Source organism: Pseudomonas sp. EA_35y_Pfl2_R5 (genome assembly GCF_963970805.1).
Taxonomy (GTDB): Bacteria; Pseudomonadota; Gammaproteobacteria; order Pseudomonadales; family Pseudomonadaceae; genus Aquipseudomonas.
Map to the genome: position 1 here is coordinate 116,599 of NZ_CAXAOW010000006.1, position 23,841 is coordinate 140,439.

Genomic DNA, 23,841 nt, shown 5'->3' on the forward strand with positions numbered 1-23,841 from the left:
CTTGCGAGTCAAACCAGCTCGGGATGCAGCTGCGCGAGCATGGGCCAGTCGCGCTGGGCCTGGGGATCATCACTGAGCAGCTGGAAGCCGGCAAAGTCGAAACCCGGGGTTACCGTGCAACCGACTAGGGTAAACGCCCCGCTGCTGCGTGCGGCCTGCCAGGCATGAGCCGGCACCAAGCGCTGTGGCAGTTGGCCGATGGTCACCGGGCCCAATCGCGCACCACGCACCGCATCCGGCTGCTCAGCTACCAACAGCTCCAGCGGCGCACCTTCATAGAAGTGCCAAAGCTCGTCGGCGTCCACCCGGTGCCAACGGCTAACCGCGCCGGCAGGCAACAGGAAGATAATCGCAGTGCCGCACAGCCGGCCGTTTTCCAGCTGCGCCGACGATTCGTAAAGGCGGCGGTAATAGCCACCTTCCGGATGCGCCTGCAACTGCAGCGCGCTAATCAGTTCCTGCGCGCGCGGGTGCATCAGCCTTGCAGCGCCGCAATAAACTCTGCCAACCAAGGCTCCGCGTCGGTTTCCGGAGTCACGCTTTCGCTGCTGTCCAGGCGCAGCATCGGCTGCACCTCGCGGATGCCCAGCTCGGCATACAGCTCGCGCACCAGCTCACCGCCGCCGCAGAAGGTATCGCCGTAGCTGGAATCACCCAGGGCAATCACCCCGCCAGGCAAGCCGCTCCACGCCGGCAGATGATCACGAATGGCGTAATACAGCGGCTGTAGGTTATCCGGCAATTCACCCATGCCGGTGGTCGAGGTCACCGCCAGAAAAGCCTCGGGAGCAAAGGCCTGAATATCCGCCAGGCTGGCGCGTGGGTTATGCCAGGCCTCAAGGCCGGCGGCGTTGAGTAGACGTTCGGCGTGGCGGGCAACTTCCTCGGCGGTGCCGTACACCGAACCGGAAAGGATGGCGATCTTCATGCAAAACTCCGAAACAGTCAGAACCAAATCAATAAGCTCGGCATTATGCCGCAAGTGGACAGCCCGCCCGGATGTTTTAGAATGCAGCCGACATAGACTGGGAAATCGCCTCATGATCAACGCCAAACTGCTGCAACTGGTGATCAACGCCTCCAACGACGGCATCGTGGTGGCTGAACAGGAAGGTGAGGACAACATCCTGATCTATGCCAATCCCGCCTTTGAGAAGCTCACCGGTTACGCCAGCGAAGACATTCTTTACCAAGATTGCCGCTTTCTGCAGGCCGATGACCGCAATCAGCCGGGCCTGACTGCTATCCGCGAAGCGGTGAAGGCGCACCGTCCGTGCCGGCAGATCATCCGTAACTACCGCAAGGACGGCACGCCGTTCTGGAACGAACTGTCGATCACCCCGGTGGTTAACGATGCTGACCAGTTGACGTACTACATCGGTATCCAGAAGAACGTCACCGAACAAGTTCAGGCCCAGGAGCGGGTGAAGGAATTGGAAGCTGAATTGGCCGAGCTCAAGGCCGAACTGCTGCGTTTGCAGCTGACGACCGGCAGTAACTAATCGCCATAGCAGCGGTCAGAACAGCTTCAAGAGCTCGATATTAGACCGCATCCATGCAAGAACAGGCCCTCCTGACCCAGGCTGAACTGACGTTTATCAGCCAGTTGCACGAACCGGTGACGACGCCGTCGCGCAGCAAGCCGCGCCTGCCAGTGGATATTGGCAAGCAGCTCAGCGAACTGCTGTTGCACTGCACAGCCGATGAACCGCTGAGCCTGCACGCACACATCGCCAATCAGCGCCTGACCTTTGACCTGCACCTTAGCCGGGATGAGCAGAACGCCCCCTGCCTGCAGCTCAGCGCTCCACAGATTTTCGATGAAGGTGAAGTCAATCGCGCCTGGCGCTCGCCACTGGCCGAGCCGTTGCCGCTGCACACGCCAAGCGCGCAGCCCAGTGACCTGTGGATTCACCAGCTGTCGATGAATGGCGCATTGATCGAGCATCGGGCACGACGCAAAGCGCCCAAGCGTTTTCAGCTGGTGCTGCCGGTGGACGAGCATACGGCGATTGCCGTGGCCGGGGTATTCGTACGCGAAACCGAGGACGGCCTATTGGCCTATCAGCTCCACCCCAAAGACCCGCAAAGCGATGAGCAGCTGCGCCAGTTTATCTACCAGCAGCACCTACAGCAGGAACAACGGCTGCATATCGTGCGTTGCTGAAGCGCCCAAGAATGCAGAGCAAATACCGGACAAAAAAAGACCCGCTATCAGGCGGGCCTAAAGTGCAGGACAAATGCCTGCAGCAGGGATAAAAAAATCCGGCGGCCGAAAATGGGCGGTACTGATGGCTACCGGATTGCGCAGTCGTTTCAGGCAGCAAACTCCTCATTACTAAAGGCCATCAGCGTGGCTTTGCCGGCCTTGACCTCAGCCAGCAGGCTGTCGGTTTCAGTAAGAATGCGCGCCACAAAGAAGTCCGCAGACTTCAGCTTGGCACCATAAAACAGGGTTTCCGTACTGCCTGCCGCCAACTTGACCTTGGCCACCGCAGCCATGCGCGCCCACATCCAGGCCAGGCTGGTCAGGGCAAACAGTCGCAGATAAGGAGTTGCCGCCGCACCGGCCTGCTCGGGGTCTTTCATCCCTTCGCTAGCAATCCACATCGTGGCCTGCTGCAGTTGCTTGAGCGCAGCACCCACTGCCGCGACGTGCTCTGCCTCGGCGTTGGCCTTGAGCCACCCCTCGACCAAGGCGAAGTAATTGCGCACCGCGCGACCGCCACCCAGGCCCAACTTGCGGCCGACCAGATCAAGCGCCTGAATGCCGTTGGTGCCTTCATAAATGCGGGTAATCCGCGAATCACGCACCAGTTGCTCGATGCCCCAGTCTTCGGTGAAGCCGGAGCCGCCCAGCACCTGCAGGCCTTCGTTGGCGCAGTTGAAGCCTTCATCAGTGAGAAAGGACTTCACTACCGGAGTCAGCAGCTGCACCAGATCATCGGCCTGCTCGCGCACGGCTGGGTCTTCGTGGTCATGGGCAACGTCTTCATGCAAACCAGTGAAATAAGCCAGCGCGCGGCAGCCTTCGATCATCACCTTCTGGCGCAGCAACATGCGCCGCACATCCGGGTGCACGATGATCGGATCGGCCAGTTTGTCCGCCGCTTTCGGACCAGACAGCGAACGACTCTGCAAGCGCTCTTTGGCGAAGCCCAGGCTGACCTGATAAGCGCTTTCGGCAATTCCGAGGCCCTGCATGCCGACCATCAGGCGCGCCGAGTTCATCATGGTAAACATGCACTTGAGGCCCTTGTTCGGCTCGCCGATAAGCCAGCCCTGAGCACCTTCGAAATTCATCACGCAGGTGGCCGAGCCCTTAATACCCATCTTGTGTTCCAGGCCGCCACAGAACGCCGGGTTACGGCTGCCGTCTGCAAGGAACTTGGGCACTAAAAACAACGAAATCCCCTTCACGCTATCCGGTGCATCGGGCAGCTTGGCCAGCACCAGGTGCATGATGTTGTCGACCAGATCGTGCTCACCGCCGGTGATCCAGATCTTGGTGCCGCTGATGGCATAGCTGCCGTCCGCCTGCGGTATGGCACGGGTGCGGATCAAGCCTAAGTCGGTGCCGCACTGCGGCTCGGTCAGGCACATGGTGCCGGTCCATTCGCCGCTGATCAGTTTCGGCAGATAGCGCTCCTGCAGTTCACGGGCACCGTGAGCGGTCAGCGCATTGATCGCGCCATGAGTCAGACCCGGATACATGCCCAGCGACAAGTTGGCCGAACAGACCATCTCCTCGACCATCATGTTCAGCACATGGGGCAAGCCCTGGCCGCCGAACTCGGGCGTACAGGCCAGAGCGGTCCAGCCACCTTCGGCGAACTGCTGATAAGCGGCGCGGAAACCGTCCGGCGCCTTGACCGATTTACTTTCCGGATCGTAATGGCAGCCCTGTTTATCACCAGGGCCATTGAGCGGAGCCAGTACGTTCTCCGCCAATTTGGCAGCTTCTTCCAGAATGGCGCCACCGAGGTCGTCTCCGAACTCGCGCTGACTAGGCAGCGACTGCAAGGTGGCATAAGCGTCGAGCACCTCGTCAAAAACGAAACGCATATCACGAAGGGGTGCGCGGTATTGAGTCATGTTACTCAGTCCTCAAGCTGTACAAGTGGCTTAACACTGTACATATATAAATTATGTACAGCTCTTGTATAGCCTAAAGACCCAAATGGCAAGCAATTTTCTGTACAGGCTGTACAACTAATCGGGCTCGACAACAAATTGCAGGCATGCGAAAGCGCGGCTGCCATAACGGCGACCGCGCTTATTCAGGCGTACTTAATAGAAGAAATCAGGTATCCAGGTGGCCAGCCAGAAACTGCTGCAGGCGACGCTGCATCAGGCGACCTTCATTGCCCAAACAGGCAATCGGCGAACCACTGAGGCTTTCCTCGGCAAGATCGGCACCATCACCGGCCATCACCAGTGGACAGTCCAGCGCCAGCGCTAGGCGCGAGAGCACCTTGGGCAGGTCATCGCTGGGCGGCTGGTTGGAGAACAGCACCAGCGCCTGGGGCTGCATCTTTTCGCAGATCAGCGTCAGCTCTTCCAGCGGCTGACCCAGCCCCAGCACGCTGACGGCGGTGTCGGCGCTGCTCAGCAGCAACCCGGCGACCAATAGTTCCAGCTCGCGGCAATGGCCCGGCAAGGCTGCCAGCAGCACGCGCTCCTCAACTTGGGCGCGCAACACCTGCAAGCGTTGCAAGGTACGGGCACGCAGGAAAGTATCGAGGAACAGCCATTCGCTGGTCTGGCCATATTCGTCCTGACGCAGCAGCAGTTCCTGCCACAGCGGCATGAGGATGTCCTGGAACACCACCGGCAGCGGGTAGCTGGAGAAAATCTGACCGTATAGACGATCCAGGTGTAGCTCGTCGAAGGCGCTGATAGCGCGGCGCAGCTGGGCTTGCCACTCGCCCCACTCGCTGGCGCTGACCTCTTCATAGACCGGTGAACTGGCGGATTTGATTGAGCTGCTTTTGGCCAGAATCTTGCCAACCTTGCTCACCGCCACACCGCGCTCAATCCACGCCAGGATGCTGCGCACCGACTCGATATCCACCTGCGAATACAGGCGATGACCACTATCGGTGCGGGTTGGCTGGATCAGCCCATAGCGCCGCTCCCAGGCCCGCAGGGTGACTGGATTGACGCCGGTCAGGCGCGCCACTTCACGAATAGGAAATAACTCTTCCTGCTTGAGAGCATTCGAAACGAGGGATGCAGTACCAACGTGATCGGACATGGGCGCAGGTATCACAGAAAAAATGTTGCGCGCATTGTAACTCAGCTATTTCCGGCATACTTTGTACAAGACCTATACAAAGAGTTAGACCATGAACAAGCAGCCCTGCTGGCCCTTGACCCTTTACTACGATGGCGATTGCCCGTTGTGCGCCCGCGAGATCCAGTTGCTGCGTCAGCGCGCCGACGTGCAGCGTTTGTGCCTGGTCGATATCAGCCTCGATGACTTTCATCCCGAGTCCGTCGGCCACAGCCGAGAAACCCTGCAGAACCGCCTGCATGCCCGCTTCGCTGATGGTCAATGGGTCACCGGCATGGACGCCACGCTATGGAGCTGGCGCGCCGCCGGCCTTGAGCGCTGGGCAGTGCCACTGACCTGGCCGGCATTGCGGCCTCTGCTGGAACTGGGTTACCAACTATTCTGCCGGCTACGCCCGCACCTCGATTGGCTGCCCCACCCGGATGCCAGTCGGCGCTGCAGAAACGCTGCGTGCATTGTCAGCAAAAAACCGCAATAAGCCATCAACGCAGCTTGATCCACAGGCCTGGATCGGGTTCAAGCAACGCAGGACGACCGATAATTTCATCGTGGCTTTCCGGCTGCAGCAACAGCATCTGCTGCACGCCGCAGCGCCGTAAACACGCCTTGAGCAATGCCAACCCAGGCCATAGCGGGCGCCCCGACGCATACTCCAGCGTGCGCACGCTGCCAGCCTTGCTGACCACCCGCACCTTGTAGCCACAGCAGCGCAGGGTGAGCACCTCGACATGGCGCACCCGCCCACACAGCACTGCGATGCTTAACTGCCACGGCTTCATAACGGCATATACCTGTACAAGAAAACCAATCTTGTACACGATAAAAACAATTTTATTCAGCCCGACCGTGCAAAAAATACCGATACAGCTCAATGAAATAGGCTAAACGGTAGGTAACAGACCAGTACCCGCACAGGGCGCATGGTTGTACAAACACCAGTGCTGGTATAACTTTACGTCTGGTTCAGTTGAGGCCGCGCCACACTGGTCAGGTAACCCGGCGCAGCGTCGCTGAACCCACCCTTTTCTTTCTGCCGAGTCGAGCATGAGCGTCAGCGCCGCCCCCATCCTGATAACCGGAGCTAGCCAGCGCATCGGCCTGTATTGTGCCGAGCGCCTGCTGGATGACGGCCACCAAGTAATCGTCACCTACCGCAGCGAACGCGACGGCATCGAGGCCCTCAGGCAACGCGGCGCTCTAGCCCTGCATGCGGACTTCGCCAGTGAAGCCGGCATCCTGGCGTTTATCGAACTGCTCAAGAGCCATACCGACAGCCTGCGGGCCATCGTGCACAACGCCTCCGACTGGCTGATAGAAGCGCCGGGCGAAGAGGCCGCAGCCTTTCAGCAGCTGTTTGCCGTGCATATGCTCGCGCCCTATCTGATCAACCTGCACTGCCAACCCCTGCTGGCGCGCTCAACGCCCGCCGATATCGTGCATATCAGCGATGACGTGGCGCGCAAGGGCAGCGCCAAGCGCCCGGCCTACAGCGCCAGCAAGGCCGGGCTGGACAGCCTGACGCTGTCGTTTGCCGCACGCTTCGCCCCGCAGATCAAGGTCAACGGTATCGCCCCGGCGCTGATCATGTTCAACCCGGACGACGACGCCGATTACCGCCGCAAAACCCTGAATAAATCGGCACTGGGCATCGAACCCGGGCCTCAAGTGATCTACCAAAGCCTGCGCTACCTGCTCGACAACCCCTACGTCACCGGTACCACACTGACTGTCAACGGCGGCCGCCATCTCAAATGAGCCTGGTCGCGAGGACCCTGTAATGACCCCAGAACTGCCCGACCACTACCGCGAGATCCTGCTCGGTGTCGGTGAAAACCCCGAACGCGAAGGCCTGCTGGATACGCCCAAGCGTGCCGCCAAGGCCATGCAGTACCTGTGCAACGGCTACCACAAGAGCCTGGAAGAAGTGGTCAACGGCGCACTGTTCGAGTCGGATAACGACGAGATGGTGATCGTCCGTGATATCGAGCTGTACTCGCTGTGCGAGCACCATATGCTGCCGTTTATCGGCAAGGCTCATGTGGCCTATATCCCCACCGGCAAGGTGCTCGGCCTGTCGAAAGTGGCGCGAATTGTCGATATGTATGCACGGCGCCTGCAGATCCAGGAAAACCTCACCAAGCAGATTGCCGACGCGATCCAGCTGGTCACCAACGCCGCCGGCGTGGCCGTGGTAATCGAAGCCAAACACATGTGCATGATGATGCGCGGCGTGGAGAAGCAGAACTCGGTGATGACCTCCTCGGTGATGCTTGGAGCCTTCCGCGAATCCTGCAACACTCGCCATGAATTCCTGCAACTGATCGGACGGAGCAAGTAATGCCGCGACTGGAACCTGGGATGGCGCGCATCCGCGTCAAAGACCTGCGCCTGCGCACCTACATCGGCATCAAGGAAGAGGAGATCAACAACAAGCAGGATGTGTTGATCAACCTGACCATCCTCTACCCCGCCGTAGAAGCGGTGCGTGACAACGATATTGACCACGCCCTCAACTACCGCACCATCACCAAGGCGGTGATTCGTCACGTCGAAGAAAACCGCTTCGCCCTGCTGGAGCGCATGACCCAGGAGATTCTCGACCTGGTGATGGCCAACCCGGACGTGCGTTACGCCGAAGTGGAAGTGGACAAGCTACACGCCCTGCGCTTTGCCGAGTCGGTGTCGATTACCCTGGCCGGGCACCGCGGCTGATTCAGTCCACCGGCTTATAGGAGTGTCGCTCCGGCTCTCCGCCACGATGCACGCGCTCGCAGGCTTCGATCAGATAGGCACTCTTGATCAAGGCCAGATGAGAAAAAGCCTGCGGGAAATTGCCCAGAAACCCATGCCGGGGGTCGTATTCCTCGGCGAGCAGGCCGACATCGTTGCGTAATGCCAACAGGCGCTCAAACAGGGCCTCGGCCTCGCGGTCGCGGCCGCTCATCACCCAGTTATCAACCAGCCAGAATGAACACGGCAAGAACGCGCCCTCCTCGCCTGCGAAGGCGTCTGTCTGGCGGAATCGATACACCAGTTCATTGCGATACAGCTCCTGCTCCACCCAGGCGATAGTAGCCTGTACCCGCTCATCCTTGATGGGGAGAAAGCCCAGCAGCGGAATCATCAGTAGACTGGCGTCGGGCTCCGCCTCCTCGTAACTCTGCTTGAACGCACCTCGTGCGGTGTCGATGCCATTGCGGCAAATGTCCGCACGCAGCTCGTCACGGGCCTGGCGCCAGCGTTCCAGTGGCGCATCCCAACCGAATGTCTCGGCGTCGCGGATCGAGCGGTCGAACGCGACCCAGGCGTAGATCTTGGAGTGAGTGAAGTGCCTACGCTCGCCGCGCAGCTCCCAGATGCCATCGTCAGGGTCACGCCAGCGCTCGACCAGGTCATTGACCAATGAGCATTGGCGCTGCCAGGTTTCCGGGTACATGTCTACGCCGCTGCGGCGCGCCAAATGCAACAGGTCAATCAGTTGACCCTGCAGATCGAGCTGATGCTGGGTGCTCGCAGCATTGCCAATGCGCACAGGCCGTGAGCCCTTATAGCCCGGCATCCAGCTCAGCTGCTCTTCGCCTAGCGGTGCTTCGCCGCTAACGCTGTAGAGCACAGCGAGCTCGCCATCCTCGCCATCCAACACACGCAGCAGCCAGTCGCGCCAGCTGCGCGCTTCATCGAAGTAGTTGGAATCGAGCAGAATATCCAGCGCCAGCACTGCATCGCGGATCCAGCAAAAGCGGTAATCCCAATTCGCTTCGCCGCCAACAACTTCCGGCAGCGACGTGGTTGGCGCGGCGACCATGCCGCCGCTGGGCGCATAGGTGAGCGCTTTGAGGGTGATCAACGAACGCACCACTGCTTCGCGCCAGCGGCCATGGTAACTGCACTGAGCAACCCAGCCGCGCCACGCCTTGGCGCAGTCTTCCAGCTGCTGCGCACTGTCGATCAACGCCGCAGGCATTTGTCCGGGAGACAGGTAGCAAAGCTGAAAGCTGCGACTTTCGCCCTCGCTCAGGCTGAACAGGGCGCGGATCTGTCCTTCACCGAGTTCGGCCGGTTGATCGCTGCGCAGCAGCAAGCGTTCCTCGCCGTACCAAGCGCTCAATCCGGCTTCAGTGTGCTCGCAATGGGCAGCATGGGCACCGTAGCCGAAACGGGGCAGCAGGCTCATGCGCATCGCGACCTGGCCGGCCAGCACCTCAACCCGCCGCAAGAGAGTGATGTCATCACCCAGCGGCATACAGTCGGTAATTTTTACGCGACCGCTCGCGGTGATCATCTCGGTACACAGGACCAAGGTATCGGGCTGATAGTAGCGGCGGACCTCCAGCACTTCGCCAACCGGCGATAACTGCCAGTGGCCATGCTCAGCACGGCCAAGCAACGCCGCAAAACAGGCCGGCGCGTCGAAGCGTGGCGGGCAAAACCAGTCGATACTGCCATTGCGCCCGACCAGCGCAGCGCAGCGCAGATCGCCGATCAAGGCGTAATCCTCAATAGGTTGAGACATAGCGGCCTCTTCGGGGAGCGGGTTCAGCCCAGTAGTCCTATGCCGATGAGCAGCATGATGGCCAATACGATAAACAAGCCGAGCGTCAGCAGGCGGCGGTGCATGGTCAACCACAGCTGCCAGCTGAAATCGCGCGCCTGCTGGTCGAAACGGCCATGGCTGCCCATGTCCTGTTCCACCGCACTGAACAGATTGTCCGGCCGCCCCACAGCCAACGGCTGCTCACTCTGCTGGCTGTCGTAGCCCTGCCGGCTGAGCACCCAGTCGGCAAAGCGGGGCACCAGCTTGTTGCCGTAGATCGCCTTGACCGCAGGAAAGCCGACGCACACCTCTCGGCGACGGTGATAGGCCGCCCATACGATGCCGCGCGCGGCGATTTCCGGCTGGAAAATCGGCGGGACCGGTTGCGGCTGACACTCCATGCGAGTGCGCGCCCATTCGAACTGGGGCGTGTTAAACGCGGAAAGATGCACCATGGTCAGATGAATGCGGCTTTTTTCCTGCATCAACTCGACGCGCAACGCATCGGTAAACCCCCGGCAGGCGAATTTCGCCGCGCAATAGGCTGACTGCAACGCAATGGCGCGATAGGCCAGCGCCGAACCAACCTGCACAATGGTGCCGCGATTGCGCGGGCGCATATGCCGAAGCGCCGCACAGGTACCATGCACCATGCCCAGATAGGTAACCTCGGTGACGCGGCGATATTCGTCGGCAGTCATTTGCGCGACCGGCGAAAACACGGTGAGCATCGCGTTATTGACCCATATGTCGATCTCGCCCAGCTCAACCTCTATTCGTGCTGCAGCGGCCTCGACCTGCTCAGCATTGGCCACATCCAGGGCCTGCACCCACGCCTGCCCGCCTGCCGCCTCAACCTCTGCCCGCGCCGCTGCCAGGCCAACCCTGCCACGGGCAAGCAATGCGACCTTGGCGCCACGCCGGGCAAATGCCACGGCAGCGGCGCGGCCGATGCCGGCCGAGGCGCCGCAGACCACGACCACCTCATTTCGCTTCAGGGCCATGGCTGATGCACCTGACATCTGCCTTGCTCGCCAAGGCAAAACGGGGAAATAACTGGCATCAGGCAGGGCCTCCAGGCTCACACGCAGGGCGCGCCGACACGCGACGCTCACTAAAAATGACCCTCGCCGCTTCGCCCAAGTTCACCCTAATAGCAGCACCACGGTTCCTTGCCGCCCTGTGCCTGTCATATCCAGCGGGGTATTATCGTCCCGCAGCGCTATAGCCTGCGCCGCCGCCAACATTTTCTACCGCAGAGTATTGCCATGACCGAACAAGAACGCCTCGAACTTGAAGCCGCCGCCTTTCGCACCCTGGTGCAACACCTGCGCTCACGCCCTGATGTACAGAACATCGACATGATGAATCTTGCCGGCTTCTGCCGTAACTGCCTGTCCAAGTGGTTCAAGGCCGCCGCCGACGACATCGGTGTCGCCATCACCCCGGATGAAGCGCGTGAAGAGGTGTACGGCATGCCGTATGCCGAGTGGAAAGCCAAATACCAGAAGGAAGCCAGTGCCGAGCAGCAGGCCGCCTTCAGTAAAGGAAAAAAGTAATGAGCAGCCTCAACGACTTTCGCGCCAAGCTGCGCAGCGAACACTTCACCTTCGCCGAAACCCTGGCGTTTATTGCCGAGCATTACCAGTACCAACCCTGCGCATTCAGCAATGGCAAGGTGCATAGCGCTGCCGGGCAGAATGAAGGGTCATGCAAGACCCTCGGCCTGGCGCTGCTTGAAGGCCTGAGCCTGGAAGAGACCCTGCTGTGCTTTGGCGAACATTACCGCAGCGTGCTGGCCACCCCGAGCGGTAGCGACCACGGCAATATCCGCGCACTGATGGATACCGGCCTGGCGGGCGTGCGCTTCGAGCAGCCGTCGCTGCAGCGCAACAGCTTGTAATCACCCGCGCAAAAACTTGCGCAACTGTCGGTAAAAGCTGACAGACATCACACTTAAACCCCCCTATGCTGCGCGCCGTTACTTGAACGAGAACACCAGGGACGGTGCTCCGTGCAGCTTTGTGGCCGCGCTCTCCCGGTTTCTCCAACCCTACCTGGCTTGGAGTCGCTAGATGCAGCAGACCTTGGTATGGAAACCATGGCACAACCCCGGCGTGGAAAACCTGCGCCTGAATATCGATGAACACGGCATCAACGCCACCAGTCATCTGATGCAGAGCCTGCAAGGCCACAGCATCGCCGCCACCTATGTGCTCAATTGCGACCCACGCTGGCGTTTTCGTCGCCTGTGGCTGAAGGTCGACAACCACGGCCAGCGCAGCCTCAACCTCAAGCGCGATATCCGTGGCAACTGGTTCCACAACGGCGAACCACGCCCAGACCTCAGCGAATGCCATCAGGTTATGCTCTCCGAATCGCCCTTTACCCACACCCCAGCCCTGCAACGCTGCGCCCTGGAAACCGGGCAGAGCGAACTGATGCAGGTCGCCTATGTCGACCTGCTAACGCTCAAGGTTGAAGCACGCAGCCAGCGCTACCAGCGCCTGCGTGAAGAAGGCAGGACAACCCTATACCGCAGCGAAGCGCAGGGCAGAAAGAGCAGCGAGCTGACCGTCGACGAGCATGCCTTGCTGGTCAGAGCCAGCGACCAGTTTCTGCGCATGAGCTCGAGGGATTTGAAGCTCAATACCTGGGTATAAGCAGATATCAGACAGCAAAAAGCCTCGAATCAATCGAGGCTTTTTGCATTCTCAGACCTACTGGCCGTCGAGATAACGCTCAACATCCAGCGCCGCCATGCAACCTGCGCCGGCCGAGGTTATCGCCTGGCGATACACGTGGTCGGCCACATCGCCAGCTGCAAACACGCCAGGAATGCTGGTGGCGGTGGCATTGCCGTCGCGGCCACCGTTGACCACCAGATAACCATCCTTAAGCGCCAGTTGCCCCTCGAACAACGAGGTGTTCGGTGTATGGCCGATAGCAACAAACAGGCCGTCAACGCTCAACTCATCAAAGCTGCCATCGTTGTTCTTCACCCGCACGCCGGTCACGCCCATGTTGTTGCCAAGCACTTCATCCACTTCGGCATTTAGCTTGAGGACGATCTTGCCTTCGGCGACCCGCGCCTGCAGCTTGTCCTGCAGGATTTTCTCGGCGCGGAAGGTTTCACGGCGGTGCACCAGGGTCACCTTGCTGGCGATATTGGCCAGGTACAGCGCCTCTTCCACCGCCGTATTGCCGCCACCGACCACCGCTACATCGCGATTACGGTAGAAGAAACCATCACAGGTGGCGCAAGCGGAAACACCCTTGCCCATAAAACTTTCTTCGCTGGGCAAGCCCAGATAACGGGCGCTGGCACCGGTGGCGATAATCAACGCATCGCAGCTGTAGGTGCCGCTATCACCCACCAGGGTGAACGGCTTACCGGCCAGGTCCACGGCATTGATATGGTCATAGACGATTTCCGTCTCGAAGCGCTCGGCATGCTCCTGCATGCGCTGCATCAGCGCCGGACCGGTCAGGCCATGCACATCGCCCGGCCAGTTATCTACCTCGGTGGTGGTGGTCAGTTGGCCGCCGGCCTGCAAGCCAGTGATTAACAGCGGCTTGAGATTGGCCCGGGCAGCGTAGACCGCAGCGCTGTAACCGGCAGGGCCGGAGCCCAGAATAATTACGCGGGCATGACGATTGGTAGACATCAGCAACTCCTCCCGGCAAGGCCGGCAGCAATAAACAGGGACTTCCGAAATACCAGGGGAAGGCAATACGCTTGGAAGCCCCACAAAGGGATGCTGCGCAGCCTATGCCCGACCAGCGCATCGCGGAAATATGCTTTACCAATACCGTGCATAGGCAAGCGCTATAACGTGCGCGGGCAATCGTTAGCGCCCATTGCAGAGGCTTTCACCTGCCACACAAAGCCGGTAAGGTCGGCGCGACTTCAACCTCGCGGAGACTTCCATCCATGCCCGCTCCCGTACTGACCGGCCCGCAATACCTCAGCGAAGGCCTGAAATTGGTCCTGAGCCCTGGCCTGCGGCTTTTTGTGCTACTGCCCCTGACGATTAATCTGCTGCTCTTCGTTGGCCTGATTTACCTGGCCATGCAGCAGTTCGGCGGCTGGGTCGACACCTTTATGCCCACCCTGCCGAGCTGGCTGAGCTTTCTCGAATACGTGCTGTGGCCACTGTTTGTGGTGCTGGTACTGCTGATGGTGTTTTTCAGCTTCACCCTGTTGGCCAATATCATCGCTGCGCCGTTTAACGGCTTTCTGGCGGAGAAAGTCGAGGTGGTGGTGCGCGGCGAAGACCCTTTCCCTGCCTTCCGCTGGGGCGAACTGATTGAAATGGTGCCGCGCACCCTGGGTCGCGAATTGCGCAAGCTGGGCTACTTTCTGCCGCGCGCCATCGCCCTGCTGATCCTGACCTTTATCCCGGTGGTCAACCTGATCGCCGCGCCGCTGTGGCTGCTGTTTGGTGTGTGGATGATGGCAATTCAATACATCGATTACCCCGCGGACAACAACAAGATGAGCTGGCAGGACATGCTCGCCTGGTTGCGGGAGAAGCGCTGGCAGAGCCTGGGCTTTGGTGGCATCACCTACGCCGCCTTGCTGGTGCCTGGGCTGAATATCCTGATGATGCCGGCAGCCGTGGCCGGCGCCACGCTGTTCTGGGTACGTGAACGCGGCGAGCAGGCGCTGACGCCCGCTCCTTAATCTCTAGCCTGCAGGCTAGCTGCGCTCAAGCACCGCGCGCAGCGCCTGCATCGAGGCCTGGGATTCGCGCTCGATACGCCGGCTCAGCAACAGACGGTTGGCCAGACGCATCAGCATGCCGTCGAAGCCGTATTCCATGGTGCGAACAAATTCGCAACCACCTTCCACTTCCAAGCACTCGTAGGTCAGCAGCAGCCCTAGGCCGTGATCGCCACGGGCGCTGGCCTGCCAGCGGCGGGCCGGCTGGTAGTCGAGCACATCCCAGCGCAGATGGCCGGCGCGCCCGCCGGCGTGGATATCTTCCTCAAACACATCGCCGGCTAGCAGCACACCCTCGCGGCCGTAGATATGCAACGACGACGGGTGCCATTCGGGCCAATGAATAGGCGCGGCGGCATAACGCAGCACCTCGTCCGCCGAGCGGGTGAGGCGAATGCGATGCTGCTGGCGGTTCTGCTGATAAGTCGGCTCCGGTTCCCAGTGCAAGGTGCCGTACAGCCAGTCCATCAGTGGATGGACGATACCGAAGTTGCGCGAATGCATCAGCTCACGGCGATGGTGCAGCGCATGCAGGCGGCGCATCTGGCGAATCCACGGCAATCGCGTAAGCGGGTGCTCGGCCGGCAGGTGCTCGCAGGCATGCACCACCTCATAGCTCATATACCCCAGCAGCATGCTACCGGCGAACAGCGCGGCAAGGTTGCCGTCGATAGGCGCTAGCAGCCACCAGATGCCCAGCAGCGGCAGGCTGTAGAGCACGATCAGCCAGGCGGGGAAGAGGATCACCCGCCAGTCGCGCGGCGTCTCGTAGCGCATCTGGTCTTCGACGAAAAAACTGTGGTGATCACCGGTGTGGCGCTTGTAGAACAGCTGGCCGAAGCGCGTCTTGTTGTGCCCCAGCCGCTTGTGCACCTGATATTCGCCCCAGCTGAAGAACACCAGGCTCAGCGGCACCAGCAGCCATTGCCAGAGCGCCACCGCCTCCAGCGTACGCCACAGCAGGCTGATGCAGGTCAGGCCGTAGGCCAGGACAAAGGCGGCATGCAGCCAGGGGTTGTACAGCGGGTGGATGGCATCCCGATAACGTGTGCGGAAAGCCTGGGCATTGTCGTTGTTATAGGCCACGGCGGTACTCCTGTGCGGATTGACAGCAGTCTAGGCGCGGCCAGATCATTCGAATAATGGATATTTAAAAAGAGCATTATTCTTGATAACGAATTTGCGTCAGCTCGACCTTAATCTGCTGCTGGTCTTCGATGCCCTGATGCAAGAAGGCAACCTGACCCGCGCCGCCGAGCGCCTGCACCTGAGTCAGTCGACGGTAAGCAACGCCCTCGCCCGTCTGCGCCAGCAACTCGGCGAAGAGCTGTTCCAGCGCACCGCCCGTGGCATGACTCCCACCGCCCGCGCTCAGGCCTTGTATGTGCCGGTGCGTCAGGCGCTGCGCCTGCTGCAGACCGGCCTAGGCCCGGCCGAGCCGTTTGACCCGCAGACGCCGCACGCCTTTAGCCTGTCGCTTAACGACTATGCCCAGGCCGCGTTGCTGCCCATGTTGCAGGCGCATCTGGCGCGCAGCGCTGCGCAGGTCGAGCTGCTGGTGCAAGCCGATGATGCCGACAGCCTGGTGCAGCGCTTGGAAAACGGCGCGCTGGACCTGGCCATCGACTATCTGCATTTCGATTCGCCCGACCTGCATTACGCGCCGCTGCGCGAAGAACCCCTGGTAGCCATCGGCCGTGCCGGCCACCCGGCCTTCGTTGGCGGGCTGAGCCTGGAAGATTACCAGCAGGCCCGGCATATCACGGTAACCCCGCGCGCCGGCCGTGGCTCACCACTGGAAATTGTCCTAGGTTCAGCCAGGGTACGCCGGCAAGCGGCACTGCACTTGCCCAACTACCTGCCGATCCCGGCCATCGTCGCTCAGACCGATCTGCTCGGCACCGTGCCTGCACGCCTGGCCGAGGCCTTCGCCCCAGTGCACGCGCTGGAAATCGCGCCGCTGCCCTTCGATATGCCGCCGGTGCAGGTCAGCCTAATTTGGCATCACCAACAGCACCTCGACCCAGCGCACGCCTGGTTGCGCCAGCAACTACTCGAGCTGCTCGACTGACATACAAACGCAACCAAAGCGTCACAGTCATTACATAGCGGCAGCGGACACTGCTGCCATGAGCACAGCTTCCCTGCATATCGCGCTGATCAGCGAAACCTTCCCACCGGAAATCAACGGCGTGGCCAATACCCTCGGTCGCCTGGTCGATGGCCTGCGTGGCCGTGGCCATCGCGTGCAACTGGTGCGTCCGCGACAGAGCGTCGACCCGCGCGGTGCTGCCGATCAGGACTTATTGCTAACCCGTGGTTGGCCGCTGCCCGGCTACCCCGGTTTGCAGTGGGGTCAGTCGTCGCTGCACAAGCTCTTGCGCAACTGGCAACACCAGCGCCCGGATGTGCTGTATATCGCCACCGAAGGGCCGCTGGGCTTGTCCGCCCTACGCGCCGCGCGCCGTTTGCAGATCCCGGTGGTCAGCGGTTTTCACACCAACTTCCAGCAATACACCGGGCATTACGGCTTTGGCCTGCTAACCCGCCTGCTGACCAATTACCTGCGCTGGTTCCATAACCGCTCGCAGATGACCCTGGTGCCCAGCGTCAGCCAGCAGATCGAACTGCAACGCCGTGGCTTCGACAATCTGGAACTGCTCTCGCGGGGCGTCGACAGCCAGCTGTTCCACCCGGCCAAACGCTGCGCGGCCTTGCGTGAACGCTGGGGGCTGGCGGAGCAAGACATCGCCATCCTGCATGTCGGCCGCCTGGCGGCGGAAAAGAACCTGGCCCTGCTCAGCAAGAGCTTTCAGACGCTGCAACGGGCACACCCGCAACGGCGGCTGAGACTGATTCTGGTCGGTGATGGCCCGCTGCGCACCAGCCTGCAGCAGCAACTGCCTGACGCCGTGTTCTGCGGCCTGCAACGCGGTGAGGAACTGGCCGCGCATTACGCCTCGGGCGATCTGTTTGTGTTTCCCAGCCTGTCGGAAACCTTCGGCAATGTGGTGCTCGAAGCCCTGGCTTCCGGGCTTGGCGTGGTGGCATTTGATCAAGCGGCGGCCGCGCAACATATCCGCCACGGGCATAACGGCGCGCTGGCCGTGGCCGAAGATGAGCACGGATTTATCGACGCCGCCAGCTGGCTGCTGAGCGACCACGAAGGTCTGCGCCGGGTACGCCTGAATGCGCGGCTGCATGCCTCACGCCAGGGCTGGCCGGCGGTGGTCGAGCTGTTCGAGCAGCATCTGCGCAGCGCCATGCAACCCGCAGCGGAGTTGCCGGCCGGCAGAACGCAGCATTGAAGAGGAACGGAAAGCTCCGTTCCTACAACCGCACATCCAGACGCTTGATCAGCTGCACACCCTGCGCGCTGATCGCCGCGCCGTAAGCCAGCACTTCAACACCGGCGCTCACTGCCTCACGCAAAGCAGCGGCATAGGCCGGGTCGATTTCCTCGGCCGGGCGCACCGCGTCGATGTCCGTCAGGTTCACGCAATACAACTGCACCGCGCGAATCCCCTCACGGGCCAGTGTCGCCAGCTCACGCAGGTGTTTGCTGCCACGCTCGGTGCGAGCATCGGGAAAGGCGGCGACGCGGCTATCGGCGAACCCCAGGGTCACGCTCTTAACTTCGACAAACGCCGCACCGGTAGGGTAGTCCAGGCGAAAGTCGATCCGGCTGCGTTCCTGGCCGTAAGGCACTTCGCGCTTGAGGCTGGTGAAACCGTTCAACTCGCTGATCAGCCCGGCGCGCAGAGCTTCTTCCACCAAAGCATTGGCGCGCCCGGTGTTGATCACCGCCAGACGGCCCTGGGGTGTTTCGCCAATTTCCCAAGTGCCCGGTAGTTTGCGTTTGGGGTCGTTGCTGCGGCTAAACCAGACTTTTGAGTTATCGGCCATGCAGTTAAGCATCGAGCCGGTATTGGGACAGTGAATGCACAGCAGCTCACCGGAGGCGGTCTCGATATCGGCGAGAAAGCGCTTGTAGCGGCGCAGCAGGCGGCCTTCCTCCAGCGGCGGATCAAATTGCATGGGACTGCCAGCTGATCAGGCCGCGTTTGATCCGCTCCACCGCCTGCTGCAGGCGCGGCAGATCCTGCGTATAGGCAAAACGCACATGCTGCGCGGCCTGGTAGCGGCCGAAATCCAGGCCAGGGGTAAAAGCTACATGCTCGGTTTCCAGAAAGTGCTGGCAGAAGGCGAAGGCATCGCCAGCAAAGGCGCTGATATCGGCATATAGATAGAAGGCGCCCTCTGGCTCCACGGCGATCTTGAAGCCCAGCTCACGCAACGCCGGCAGGAGGAAATCGCGACGACGCTGAAACTCGTGACGGCGCTGCTCGAGGATCTCCAGGGTCTGCGGCGCAAAGCAGGCCAAGGCAGCATGCTGGGCCATGCTCGGCGCGCTGATATAGAGGTTCTGCGCCAGCTTCTCCAGCTCCGGCACGGCGGCCGGTGGTGCCACCAACCAACCCAAACGCCAGCCGGTCATGCCGAAATACTTGGAAAAACTGTTGAGCACAAAGGCCTCGTCGTCCACTTCCAGCACGCTGGCCGCATCCACGCCGTAGGTCAAGCCGTGATAGATCTCATCCACCACCAGATGGCCACCGCGCGCTTTCAGCGCCTGCGACAGCCCGCCCAACTCATCGCGGCTAAGCAAGGTGCCAGTCGGGTTGGCTGGCGATGCCACCAACGCGCCAACGCTGTCCTGATCCCAATAACGCTCGATCAGATCGGGCGTCAGTTGATAACGCACCTCGGGGCCAACTGGCACCAGCTGCGCCGCGCCTTCGACCAGACGCAGAAAGTGACGATTACAGGGGTAACCCGGATCGGCCAGCAACCAGTGCTTGCCAGGGTCGACCAGCAGGCTGGTGGCCAGCAGCAAGGCGCCCGAGCCACCCGGGGTGATCAGAATGCGCTGCGGGTCGATATCCAGACCGTAACGCTGGTCATAGAAGCTGGAGATCGCTTCACGCAGGGCTGGCAGGCCACGTGCAGCAGTGTAACGGGTGTGCCCATTGGCCAGAGCCGCCTGCCCGGCAGCGACAATCGGCGCGGCGGTGGTGAAGTCCGGCTCACCGATTTCCAGGTGAATCACATCATGGCCGTCGGCCTGCAACTGATTGGCGCGGGCCAGCAGCGCCATCACGTGAAAAGGTTCTATGGCGCGGCTGCGCGCACTGTAGGACTGGGCCATGGGACTGTCTGCCTGGGAGATAAGGCGCGGATTCTAAAGCATACCCGGCGCAGCTTCGACAACCGGGAGTGGCGCAGGCCGAGTTGTTCTGGTAAGTTCGCCCGCTTGCAGCCGCAGGGCCGGTTCTACTCGATGTAGGGTCGGCAAGGGACACCGTCCTGCGCAGTGGATTAGAGAGAGTGAGAGGCGGTCATCCATGCCCACCAAAGCAAAAGCAAAAAGCAGCCAACTGACTCGTGGTTTCGAGCCCTATAAAGAAACAAAGGGCGAGGAGTATATGGGTGAGCCGATGCGCGCCCACTTCACCGGCATCCTCAACAAGTGGAAGCTTGAATTGATGCAGGAAGTTGATCGTACTGTGCACCATATGCAGGACGAAGCAGCCAACTTCCCCGATCCAGCGGATCGCGCTAGCCAGGAAGAAGAATTCAGCCTGGAACTGCGCGCCCGTGATCGCGAGCGCAAGCTGATCAAGAAGATCGACGAAACCCTGCAACTGATCGAAGACAACGACTACGGCTGGTGCGATTCCTGCGGCGTAGAAATCGGCATCCGCCGACTGGAAGCACGCCCCACCGCCACCCTTTGCATTGATTGCAAAACGCTGGCGGAAATCAAAGAAAAACAGATCGGTTCCTGATCTGACCCAGAGGGTGCTTCGGCACCCTCTGTTGTTTCTGCCTCCCTGTGTGTGCCACGGCAAATGAACACACCCGCGTATATCGGCCGCTTCGCCCCCACCCCTAGCGGTTATCTGCACTTCGGCTCACTGGTCGCAGCTCTTGCGTCGTACCTTGACGCGCGCGCGGTAAATGGCCGCTGGCTGCTGCGCATGGAAGACCTTGACCCACCACGGGAAGTGGCCGGCGCCCAAGAAGGCATTCTCAGCACCCTAGAAAGCTACGGCTTCGAATGGGATGGCGAGCTGGTACGGCAAAGCGCGCGCCACGGGGAATATGCCGCCCTGGTCGAACGCCTGCTCAGCCAGGGCCTGGCCTACGCCTGCACCTGCTCACGCAAGCAACTGGAAGGCACCCAGGGCATTTACCCCGGCACCTGTCGCAACGCCAGCCAACGTTTTGCCGATGCCGCGATTCGCCTGCGCGTGCCGGAGCTGAGCTACCACTTTGTCGACCGCGTACAAAGCGACTACCGCCAACACCTGGGCCGCGAGGTGGGCGACTTTGTGATTCGCCGCCGCGATGGCCTGTATGCCTACCAACTGGCCGTGGTGCTCGACGATGCCTGGCAGGGCATCACAGATATAGTGCGCGGCGCAGACCTGCTCGACTCCACCCCACGCCAGCTGTACCTGCAGGAACTGCTCGGTTTCTCGCAACCGCGCTACCTGCATGTGCCGCTGATTATCCAGCCGGATGGCCACAAGCTGGGCAAATCCTACCGTTCGCCACCGCTGCCAGCCGACCAGGCCACTCCGCTGCTAATCCGCGCCCTGCGTGCGCTTGGTCAGGCACTGCCGGACGGCGCCAGCTATGGCCAGCCCGGCGAGCTGCTGTGCTGGGCCAGCCAGCACTGGGATGCCACACGCATTCCGCGCAGCCTGACGTTGGCCGAGGCGCAGCTGCGCTAAACACTCTGGATCAGCTTTTTTCGGCCGGAGGCTCGCTCAACAGTTCAGCCAGCTCCGCGCAATCATTCTCTATTGCGCCTAGGGCTCGCGCGCACAACGCCCGATAGTGCTCTAGCACCTGTTCACCGGTTTCGGTCAATCGCGTGCCGCCACCGTGCTTGCCGCCGGCCAGGGTGCTGACCAGCGGCTGCTTGAAGCTGCGATTCATGGTTTCCACCAGCAGCCAGGCGCGCCGATACGACATATCCATGGCACGGGCAGCGGCGCTGATTGAGCCGTGCTGCGCGATGGCCGCCAACAGCTCGGCCTTGCCGGGGCCGATTGCAATATCAGAGCCGTTATACAGGCGGATTTTCAGATCAAGACGGTACATGCGGCGACCACGGGGGAGTTCGCTGCGCAGACTAACGCCTGACCTGATCAGGCGAAAGTAGCAAACCTACTGCGCAGCAACCGTTCGAGAGATAAAGTCGCGGTTATATGTGCCCGAGCAATAGCAGCACCAACAGCACAATCACCACCACGCCCAAACCGCCCGATGGTCCGTAACCCCAGCTTCGGCTGTGTGGCCAGGCGGGTATGACGCCGATCAGTAATAGAATCAGCACGATCAACAGAATGGTACCCAGGCTCATGGCGTTCTCCTTAATGAGTCACTGCAATGCGCCGGATCAGCAGGTGCCGAGATGGCACCTAAGCGTGAGCGCCCCTTCACCTTGCACGCCATAGCGGTAGCCGTCAGTGCGCTATCGAACCAACAGGCTCACACCTACTCCGCTGCCAGTGCACCATCAACAATTTGCTGCGCTTCACTGAAAATACGCTGCAGATGCGCCGCATCGCGAAAGCTTTCGGCGTAGATCTTGTAGATGTCTTCGGTGCCCGACGGCCGCGCGGCGAACCAGCCGCCCTCGCTGATCACCTTGATCCCGCCAATCGCCGCACCGTTGCCCGGCGCCTTGTCGAGCACCTGGGTGATGGCGTCACCCGCCAGCTCACGGCTGCTGATCTGCGCGGGCGAGAGTTTGCCCAAGGTCTTCTTCTGCGCAGGTGTGGCCGGCGCGTCGACGCGGTCGGCATAGATCGCGCCGAACTCATCGCTCAGGCCTTGATACAGCTCGCCAGGATCACGCCCAGTCACTGCGGTCATTTCCGCAGCCAGCAGCGCCAGGGCGATGCCGTCCTTGTCAGTGGTCCAGACCCGGCCATCACGGCGCAGGAAGGTCGCCCCGGCGCTCTCTTCACCGCCAAAGCCGAGGGAGCCGTCGAACAGGCCGCCGGCAAACCACTTGAAGCCCACCGGCACTTCCTGCATCGGCCGGCCCAGGCGCGTAGCGACGCGGTCGATCATCGCGCTGCTGACCAGGGTCTTGCCCACCGCCGCCGTGGCGCTCCACTGCGGGCGATGCTGGAACAGGTAATCGATGGCCACACTGAGGAAGTGGTTGGCAGGCAGCAAACCAACACTTGGTGCGACGATGCCGTGGCGGTCGTAGTCGGTGTCGCAGGCAAAAGCGACGTCATAGCCATTTTTCAGGCCGATCAGGCGCTGCATGGCGTGACTGGAGGATGGGTCCATGCGGATCTGGCCGTCCCAGTCCAGGCTCATAAAGGCGAACTGCGGATCGATGATCTCGCTCACCACATCCAGATTGAGGCCGTACTGCTCGGCGATGCGTGCCCAGTAATGCACCCCAGCGCCGCCCAGCGGGTCGACACCTAGGCGCAGGCCAGCGGCACGGATCGGGGCGAAGTCGATCACGTTGCCCAAGTCACTCACATAGCTGCCGAGGTAATCGTATTCCTGCACATTGGCGGCCTGCCGCGCCTGCGCCAGCGGCATTCGCTTGACCTCACGCAAACCACCTTCGAGCAATGCGTTGGCGCGGTTCTGCACCCAGGTGGTGATATCGCTGTCAGCCGGGCCGCCATTGGTTGGGTTGTACTTGAAGCCGCCGCTGTCGGGTGGGTTGTGCGACGGCGTGATGACGATGCCATCGGCAAGGCCGCTATCACGGCCCCGGTTATGCACGAGGATGGCTTGGCTGATGGCCGGCGTCGGGGTGAACTCACCGCCGGCAGAAATCATGGTTTGCACACCGTTGGCCGCCAGCACTTCAATCGCGCTGTCCAGCGCAGGCGCCGACAACGCATGGGTATCGGCGCCGATAAACAGCGGGCCGTTAATGCCCTGGGCCGCCCGGTAGTCACAGATGGCCTGGCTGATCGCTAACACATGGGCCTGGTTAAAGCTGTGCGTCAGAGAGCTGCCGCGATGCCCGGATGTGCCGAAGGCCACTCGCTGACTGGCCATGCTCGGGTCCGGCTGCAGGTCGTAATAGGCCGCCAGCAGCGCGGTGATATCGGTTAACAAGGAAACAGGCGCCGGCTGACCGGCCAAGGGATGAAGACGTGCGCTCATAGAAACTCCGAAGAGGATAGAACCCGTAAAAAGCGGCAGCTTAACAGGCCATCGCGCCTAGAC

The 23,841-nt window shown here is 61.2% G+C and carries 28 protein-coding genes; 14 read left to right on the plus strand and 14 right to left on the minus strand.

All coding sequences use genetic code 11. The features are described from left to right. Positions 1-8: 8 nt before the first annotated feature. Complete coding sequence (locus AACX99_RS13125; protein WP_339412397.1) at positions 9-476, minus strand: cupin domain-containing protein; 468 nt, start codon at positions 474-476, stop codon at positions 9-11. Next, positions 476-928 carry a flavodoxin gene (locus AACX99_RS13130; RefSeq protein ID WP_339412399.1) on the minus strand — a complete coding sequence of 151 codons (453 nt, stop codon included), beginning with the start codon at positions 926-928 and terminating at the stop codon, positions 476-478. Before AACX99_RS13130 ends, AACX99_RS13125 begins: the two co-directional genes overlap by 1 nt. A gap of 112 nt (positions 929-1,040) precedes the next feature. Here AACX99_RS13130 and AACX99_RS13135 point away from each other — a divergent pair, with 112 nt between their 5' ends. Continuing rightward, a complete protein-coding gene (locus AACX99_RS13135) occupies positions 1,041-1,502 on the plus strand; it encodes a PAS domain-containing protein (protein WP_339412401.1) in 462 nt (153 codons plus the stop codon). Between the two features lie 53 nt (positions 1,503-1,555). Continuing rightward, positions 1,556-2,167 carry a hypothetical protein gene (locus AACX99_RS13140; protein ID WP_339412403.1) on the plus strand — a complete coding sequence of 204 codons (612 nt, stop codon included), beginning with the start codon at positions 1,556-1,558 and terminating at the stop codon, positions 2,165-2,167. Positions 2,168-2,316: 149 nt separating this feature from the next. Here AACX99_RS13140 and AACX99_RS13145 read toward each other — a convergent pair whose 3' ends face one another. After that, positions 2,317-4,095 (minus strand): acyl-CoA dehydrogenase C-terminal domain-containing protein, encoded by a 1,779-nt coding sequence (locus AACX99_RS13145; RefSeq protein WP_339412405.1) that lies wholly within the window; start codon positions 4,093-4,095, stop codon positions 2,317-2,319. Positions 4,096-4,303: 208 nt separating this feature from the next. Beyond that, positions 4,304-5,257 (minus strand): MerR family transcriptional regulator, encoded by a 954-nt coding sequence (locus AACX99_RS13150; protein ID WP_339412406.1) that lies wholly within the window; start codon positions 5,255-5,257, stop codon positions 4,304-4,306. Between the two features lie 91 nt (positions 5,258-5,348). On the opposite strand from AACX99_RS13150, the gene AACX99_RS13155 reads away from it, so the two are divergent. Beyond that, entirely contained in the window at positions 5,349-5,774 is a 426-nt protein-coding gene (locus tag AACX99_RS13155; RefSeq protein WP_339412408.1) for a thiol-disulfide oxidoreductase DCC family protein, read from the plus strand. A gap of 4 nt (positions 5,775-5,778) precedes the next feature. Here the strand turns inward: AACX99_RS13155 and AACX99_RS13160 are convergent, their stop codons facing one another. Next, positions 5,779-6,075, minus strand: coding sequence for a hypothetical protein (locus tag AACX99_RS13160; RefSeq protein WP_339412410.1), 297 nt, complete (start codon positions 6,073-6,075; stop codon positions 5,779-5,781). 265 nt (positions 6,076-6,340) lie between these two features. On the opposite strand from AACX99_RS13160, the gene folM reads away from it, so the two are divergent. The 3 genes from folM to folX are packed head-to-tail and all read left to right on the plus strand — an operon-like array spanning position 6,341 to position 8,008. Continuing rightward, entirely contained in the window at positions 6,341-7,051 is a 711-nt protein-coding gene (gene folM, locus AACX99_RS13165; protein ID WP_339412412.1) for a dihydromonapterin reductase, read from the plus strand. A gap of 22 nt (positions 7,052-7,073) precedes the next feature. After that, complete coding sequence (folE, locus tag AACX99_RS13170) at positions 7,074-7,634, plus strand: GTP cyclohydrolase I FolE (protein WP_339412414.1); 561 nt, start codon at positions 7,074-7,076, stop codon at positions 7,632-7,634. Further along, positions 7,634-8,008 carry a dihydroneopterin triphosphate 2'-epimerase gene (gene folX, locus AACX99_RS13175; protein WP_339412416.1) on the plus strand — a complete coding sequence of 125 codons (375 nt, stop codon included), beginning with the start codon at positions 7,634-7,636 and terminating at the stop codon, positions 8,006-8,008. Before folE ends, folX begins: the two co-directional genes overlap by 1 nt. A gap of 1 nt (position 8,009) precedes the next feature. Here folX and AACX99_RS13180 read toward each other — a convergent pair whose 3' ends face one another. Both AACX99_RS13180 and AACX99_RS13185 read right to left on the minus strand, forming a co-directional pair. Then, complete coding sequence (locus tag AACX99_RS13180; protein ID WP_339412417.1) at positions 8,010-9,809, minus strand: glycoside hydrolase family 15 protein; 1,800 nt, start codon at positions 9,807-9,809, stop codon at positions 8,010-8,012. A 23-nt stretch (positions 9,810-9,832) separates the two neighbouring features. Further along, on the minus strand, positions 9,833-10,834 hold the full coding sequence (locus tag AACX99_RS13185) for an SDR family oxidoreductase (protein WP_339412418.1): 1,002 nt from the start codon (positions 10,832-10,834) through the stop codon (positions 9,833-9,835). A gap of 264 nt (positions 10,835-11,098) precedes the next feature. Here AACX99_RS13185 and AACX99_RS13190 point away from each other — a divergent pair, with 264 nt between their 5' ends. From AACX99_RS13190 to AACX99_RS13200, 3 genes are all read left to right on the plus strand, one after another. After that, positions 11,099-11,389, plus strand: a complete 291-nt coding sequence (locus AACX99_RS13190) for a DUF1244 domain-containing protein (protein WP_339412420.1) — start codon at positions 11,099-11,101, stop codon at positions 11,387-11,389. Then, positions 11,389-11,733 carry a HopJ type III effector protein gene (locus AACX99_RS13195; protein WP_339412422.1) on the plus strand — a complete coding sequence of 115 codons (345 nt, stop codon included), beginning with the start codon at positions 11,389-11,391 and terminating at the stop codon, positions 11,731-11,733. The genes AACX99_RS13190 and AACX99_RS13195 overlap by 1 nt, the downstream gene beginning before the upstream one ends. A gap of 172 nt (positions 11,734-11,905) precedes the next feature. After that, positions 11,906-12,493 carry a putative glycolipid-binding domain-containing protein gene (locus AACX99_RS13200; protein WP_339412424.1) on the plus strand — a complete coding sequence of 196 codons (588 nt, stop codon included), beginning with the start codon at positions 11,906-11,908 and terminating at the stop codon, positions 12,491-12,493. A gap of 57 nt (positions 12,494-12,550) precedes the next feature. Here the strand turns inward: AACX99_RS13200 and trxB are convergent, their stop codons facing one another. After that, positions 12,551-13,501: a thioredoxin-disulfide reductase gene (trxB, locus tag AACX99_RS13205; RefSeq protein ID WP_339412557.1), complete on the minus strand. Its 951-nt coding sequence runs from the start codon at positions 13,499-13,501 to the stop codon at positions 12,551-12,553. Positions 13,502-13,764: 263 nt separating this feature from the next. Between trxB and cysZ the strand changes: the two genes are divergently transcribed. Then, positions 13,765-14,517, plus strand: a complete 753-nt coding sequence (gene cysZ, locus AACX99_RS13210) for a sulfate transporter CysZ (protein WP_339412426.1) — start codon at positions 13,765-13,767, stop codon at positions 14,515-14,517. Between the two features lie 15 nt (positions 14,518-14,532). Here cysZ and AACX99_RS13215 read toward each other — a convergent pair whose 3' ends face one another. After that, entirely contained in the window at positions 14,533-15,642 is a 1,110-nt protein-coding gene (locus tag AACX99_RS13215) for an SRPBCC family protein (RefSeq protein ID WP_339412428.1), read from the minus strand. 82 nt (positions 15,643-15,724) lie between these two features. On the opposite strand from AACX99_RS13215, the gene bsrA reads away from it, so the two are divergent. Both bsrA and AACX99_RS13225 read left to right on the plus strand, forming a co-directional pair. Further along, positions 15,725-16,627, plus strand: coding sequence for a LysR family transcriptional regulator BsrA (gene bsrA / locus AACX99_RS13220; protein WP_339412430.1), 903 nt, complete (start codon positions 15,725-15,727; stop codon positions 16,625-16,627). Between the two features lie 58 nt (positions 16,628-16,685). Further along, positions 16,686-17,864, plus strand: coding sequence for a glycosyltransferase family 4 protein (locus tag AACX99_RS13225; RefSeq protein WP_339412432.1), 1,179 nt, complete (start codon positions 16,686-16,688; stop codon positions 17,862-17,864). A 22-nt stretch (positions 17,865-17,886) separates the two neighbouring features. On the opposite strand, the gene sfsA is transcribed toward AACX99_RS13225, so the two are convergent. Beyond that, entirely contained in the window at positions 17,887-18,594 is a 708-nt protein-coding gene (sfsA, locus tag AACX99_RS13230; RefSeq protein WP_339412433.1) for a DNA/RNA nuclease SfsA, read from the minus strand. After that, positions 18,584-19,765 carry a pyridoxal phosphate-dependent aminotransferase gene (locus AACX99_RS13235; protein WP_339412435.1) on the minus strand — a complete coding sequence of 394 codons (1,182 nt, stop codon included), beginning with the start codon at positions 19,763-19,765 and terminating at the stop codon, positions 18,584-18,586. The genes sfsA and AACX99_RS13235 overlap by 11 nt, the downstream gene beginning before the upstream one ends. A gap of 196 nt (positions 19,766-19,961) precedes the next feature. Between AACX99_RS13235 and dksA the strand changes: the two genes are divergently transcribed. Both dksA and gluQRS read left to right on the plus strand, forming a co-directional pair. After that, a complete protein-coding gene (gene dksA / locus AACX99_RS13240) occupies positions 19,962-20,405 on the plus strand; it encodes an RNA polymerase-binding protein DksA (protein ID WP_090251641.1) in 444 nt (147 codons plus the stop codon). 63 nt (positions 20,406-20,468) lie between these two features. Beyond that, the gene (gene gluQRS / locus AACX99_RS13245) at positions 20,469-21,356 is read left to right on the plus strand and encodes a tRNA glutamyl-Q(34) synthetase GluQRS (protein WP_339412439.1); all 888 of its coding nucleotides are present in this window, start codon (positions 20,469-20,471) and stop codon (positions 21,354-21,356) included. A 10-nt stretch (positions 21,357-21,366) separates the two neighbouring features. On the opposite strand, the gene AACX99_RS13250 is transcribed toward gluQRS, so the two are convergent. From AACX99_RS13250 to pgm, 3 genes are all read right to left on the minus strand, one after another. After that, entirely contained in the window at positions 21,367-21,729 is a 363-nt protein-coding gene (locus AACX99_RS13250) for a winged helix-turn-helix domain-containing protein (protein ID WP_339412441.1), read from the minus strand. A gap of 103 nt (positions 21,730-21,832) precedes the next feature. Continuing rightward, positions 21,833-21,991, minus strand: coding sequence for a DUF3309 family protein (locus tag AACX99_RS13255; RefSeq protein ID WP_339412443.1), 159 nt, complete (start codon positions 21,989-21,991; stop codon positions 21,833-21,835). A 134-nt stretch (positions 21,992-22,125) separates the two neighbouring features. Continuing rightward, positions 22,126-23,778 carry a phosphoglucomutase (alpha-D-glucose-1,6-bisphosphate-dependent) gene (pgm, locus tag AACX99_RS13260; protein WP_339412445.1) on the minus strand — a complete coding sequence of 551 codons (1,653 nt, stop codon included), beginning with the start codon at positions 23,776-23,778 and terminating at the stop codon, positions 22,126-22,128. Positions 23,779-23,841 lie beyond the last annotated feature (63 nt).

Coding starts and splice junctions, on each gene's coding strand:
- AACX99_RS13125 (WP_339412397.1), bottom strand. CDS start 476: ATGCACCCGCGCGCGCAGGAACTGATTAGCGCGCTGCAGTTGCAGGCG.
- AACX99_RS13130 (WP_339412399.1), bottom strand. CDS start 928: ATGAAGATCGCCATCCTTTCCGGTTCGGTGTACGGCACCGCCGAGGAA.
- AACX99_RS13135 (WP_339412401.1), top strand. CDS start 1,041: ATGATCAACGCCAAACTGCTGCAACTGGTGATCAACGCCTCCAACGAC.
- AACX99_RS13140 (WP_339412403.1), top strand. CDS start 1,556: ATGCAAGAACAGGCCCTCCTGACCCAGGCTGAACTGACGTTTATCAGC.
- AACX99_RS13145 (WP_339412405.1), bottom strand. CDS start 4,095: ATGACTCAATACCGCGCACCCCTTCGTGATATGCGTTTCGTTTTTGAC.
- AACX99_RS13150 (WP_339412406.1), bottom strand. CDS start 5,257: ATGTCCGATCACGTTGGTACTGCATCCCTCGTTTCGAATGCTCTCAAG.
- AACX99_RS13155 (WP_339412408.1), top strand. CDS start 5,349: ATGAACAAGCAGCCCTGCTGGCCCTTGACCCTTTACTACGATGGCGAT.
- AACX99_RS13160 (WP_339412410.1), bottom strand. CDS start 6,075: ATGAAGCCGTGGCAGTTAAGCATCGCAGTGCTGTGTGGGCGGGTGCGC.
- folM (WP_339412412.1), top strand. CDS start 6,341: ATGAGCGTCAGCGCCGCCCCCATCCTGATAACCGGAGCTAGCCAGCGC.
- folE (WP_339412414.1), top strand. CDS start 7,074: ATGACCCCAGAACTGCCCGACCACTACCGCGAGATCCTGCTCGGTGTC.
- folX (WP_339412416.1), top strand. CDS start 7,634: ATGCCGCGACTGGAACCTGGGATGGCGCGCATCCGCGTCAAAGACCTG.
- AACX99_RS13180 (WP_339412417.1), bottom strand. CDS start 9,809: ATGTCTCAACCTATTGAGGATTACGCCTTGATCGGCGATCTGCGCTGC.
- AACX99_RS13185 (WP_339412418.1), bottom strand. CDS start 10,834: ATGGCCCTGAAGCGAAATGAGGTGGTCGTGGTCTGCGGCGCCTCGGCC.
- AACX99_RS13190 (WP_339412420.1), top strand. CDS start 11,099: ATGACCGAACAAGAACGCCTCGAACTTGAAGCCGCCGCCTTTCGCACC.
- AACX99_RS13195 (WP_339412422.1), top strand. CDS start 11,389: ATGAGCAGCCTCAACGACTTTCGCGCCAAGCTGCGCAGCGAACACTTC.
- AACX99_RS13200 (WP_339412424.1), top strand. CDS start 11,906: ATGCAGCAGACCTTGGTATGGAAACCATGGCACAACCCCGGCGTGGAA.
- cysZ (WP_339412426.1), top strand. CDS start 13,765: ATGCCCGCTCCCGTACTGACCGGCCCGCAATACCTCAGCGAAGGCCTG.
- AACX99_RS13225 (WP_339412432.1), top strand. CDS start 16,686: ATGAGCACAGCTTCCCTGCATATCGCGCTGATCAGCGAAACCTTCCCA.
- sfsA (WP_339412433.1), bottom strand. CDS start 18,594: ATGCAATTTGATCCGCCGCTGGAGGAAGGCCGCCTGCTGCGCCGCTAC.
- AACX99_RS13235 (WP_339412435.1), bottom strand. CDS start 19,765: ATGGCCCAGTCCTACAGTGCGCGCAGCCGCGCCATAGAACCTTTTCAC.
- dksA (WP_090251641.1), top strand. CDS start 19,962: ATGCCCACCAAAGCAAAAGCAAAAAGCAGCCAACTGACTCGTGGTTTC.
- gluQRS (WP_339412439.1), top strand. CDS start 20,469: ATGAACACACCCGCGTATATCGGCCGCTTCGCCCCCACCCCTAGCGGT.
- AACX99_RS13250 (WP_339412441.1), bottom strand. CDS start 21,729: ATGTACCGTCTTGATCTGAAAATCCGCCTGTATAACGGCTCTGATATT.
- AACX99_RS13255 (WP_339412443.1), bottom strand. CDS start 21,991: ATGAGCCTGGGTACCATTCTGTTGATCGTGCTGATTCTATTACTGATC.
- pgm (WP_339412445.1), bottom strand. CDS start 23,778: ATGAGCGCACGTCTTCATCCCTTGGCCGGTCAGCCGGCGCCTGTTTCC.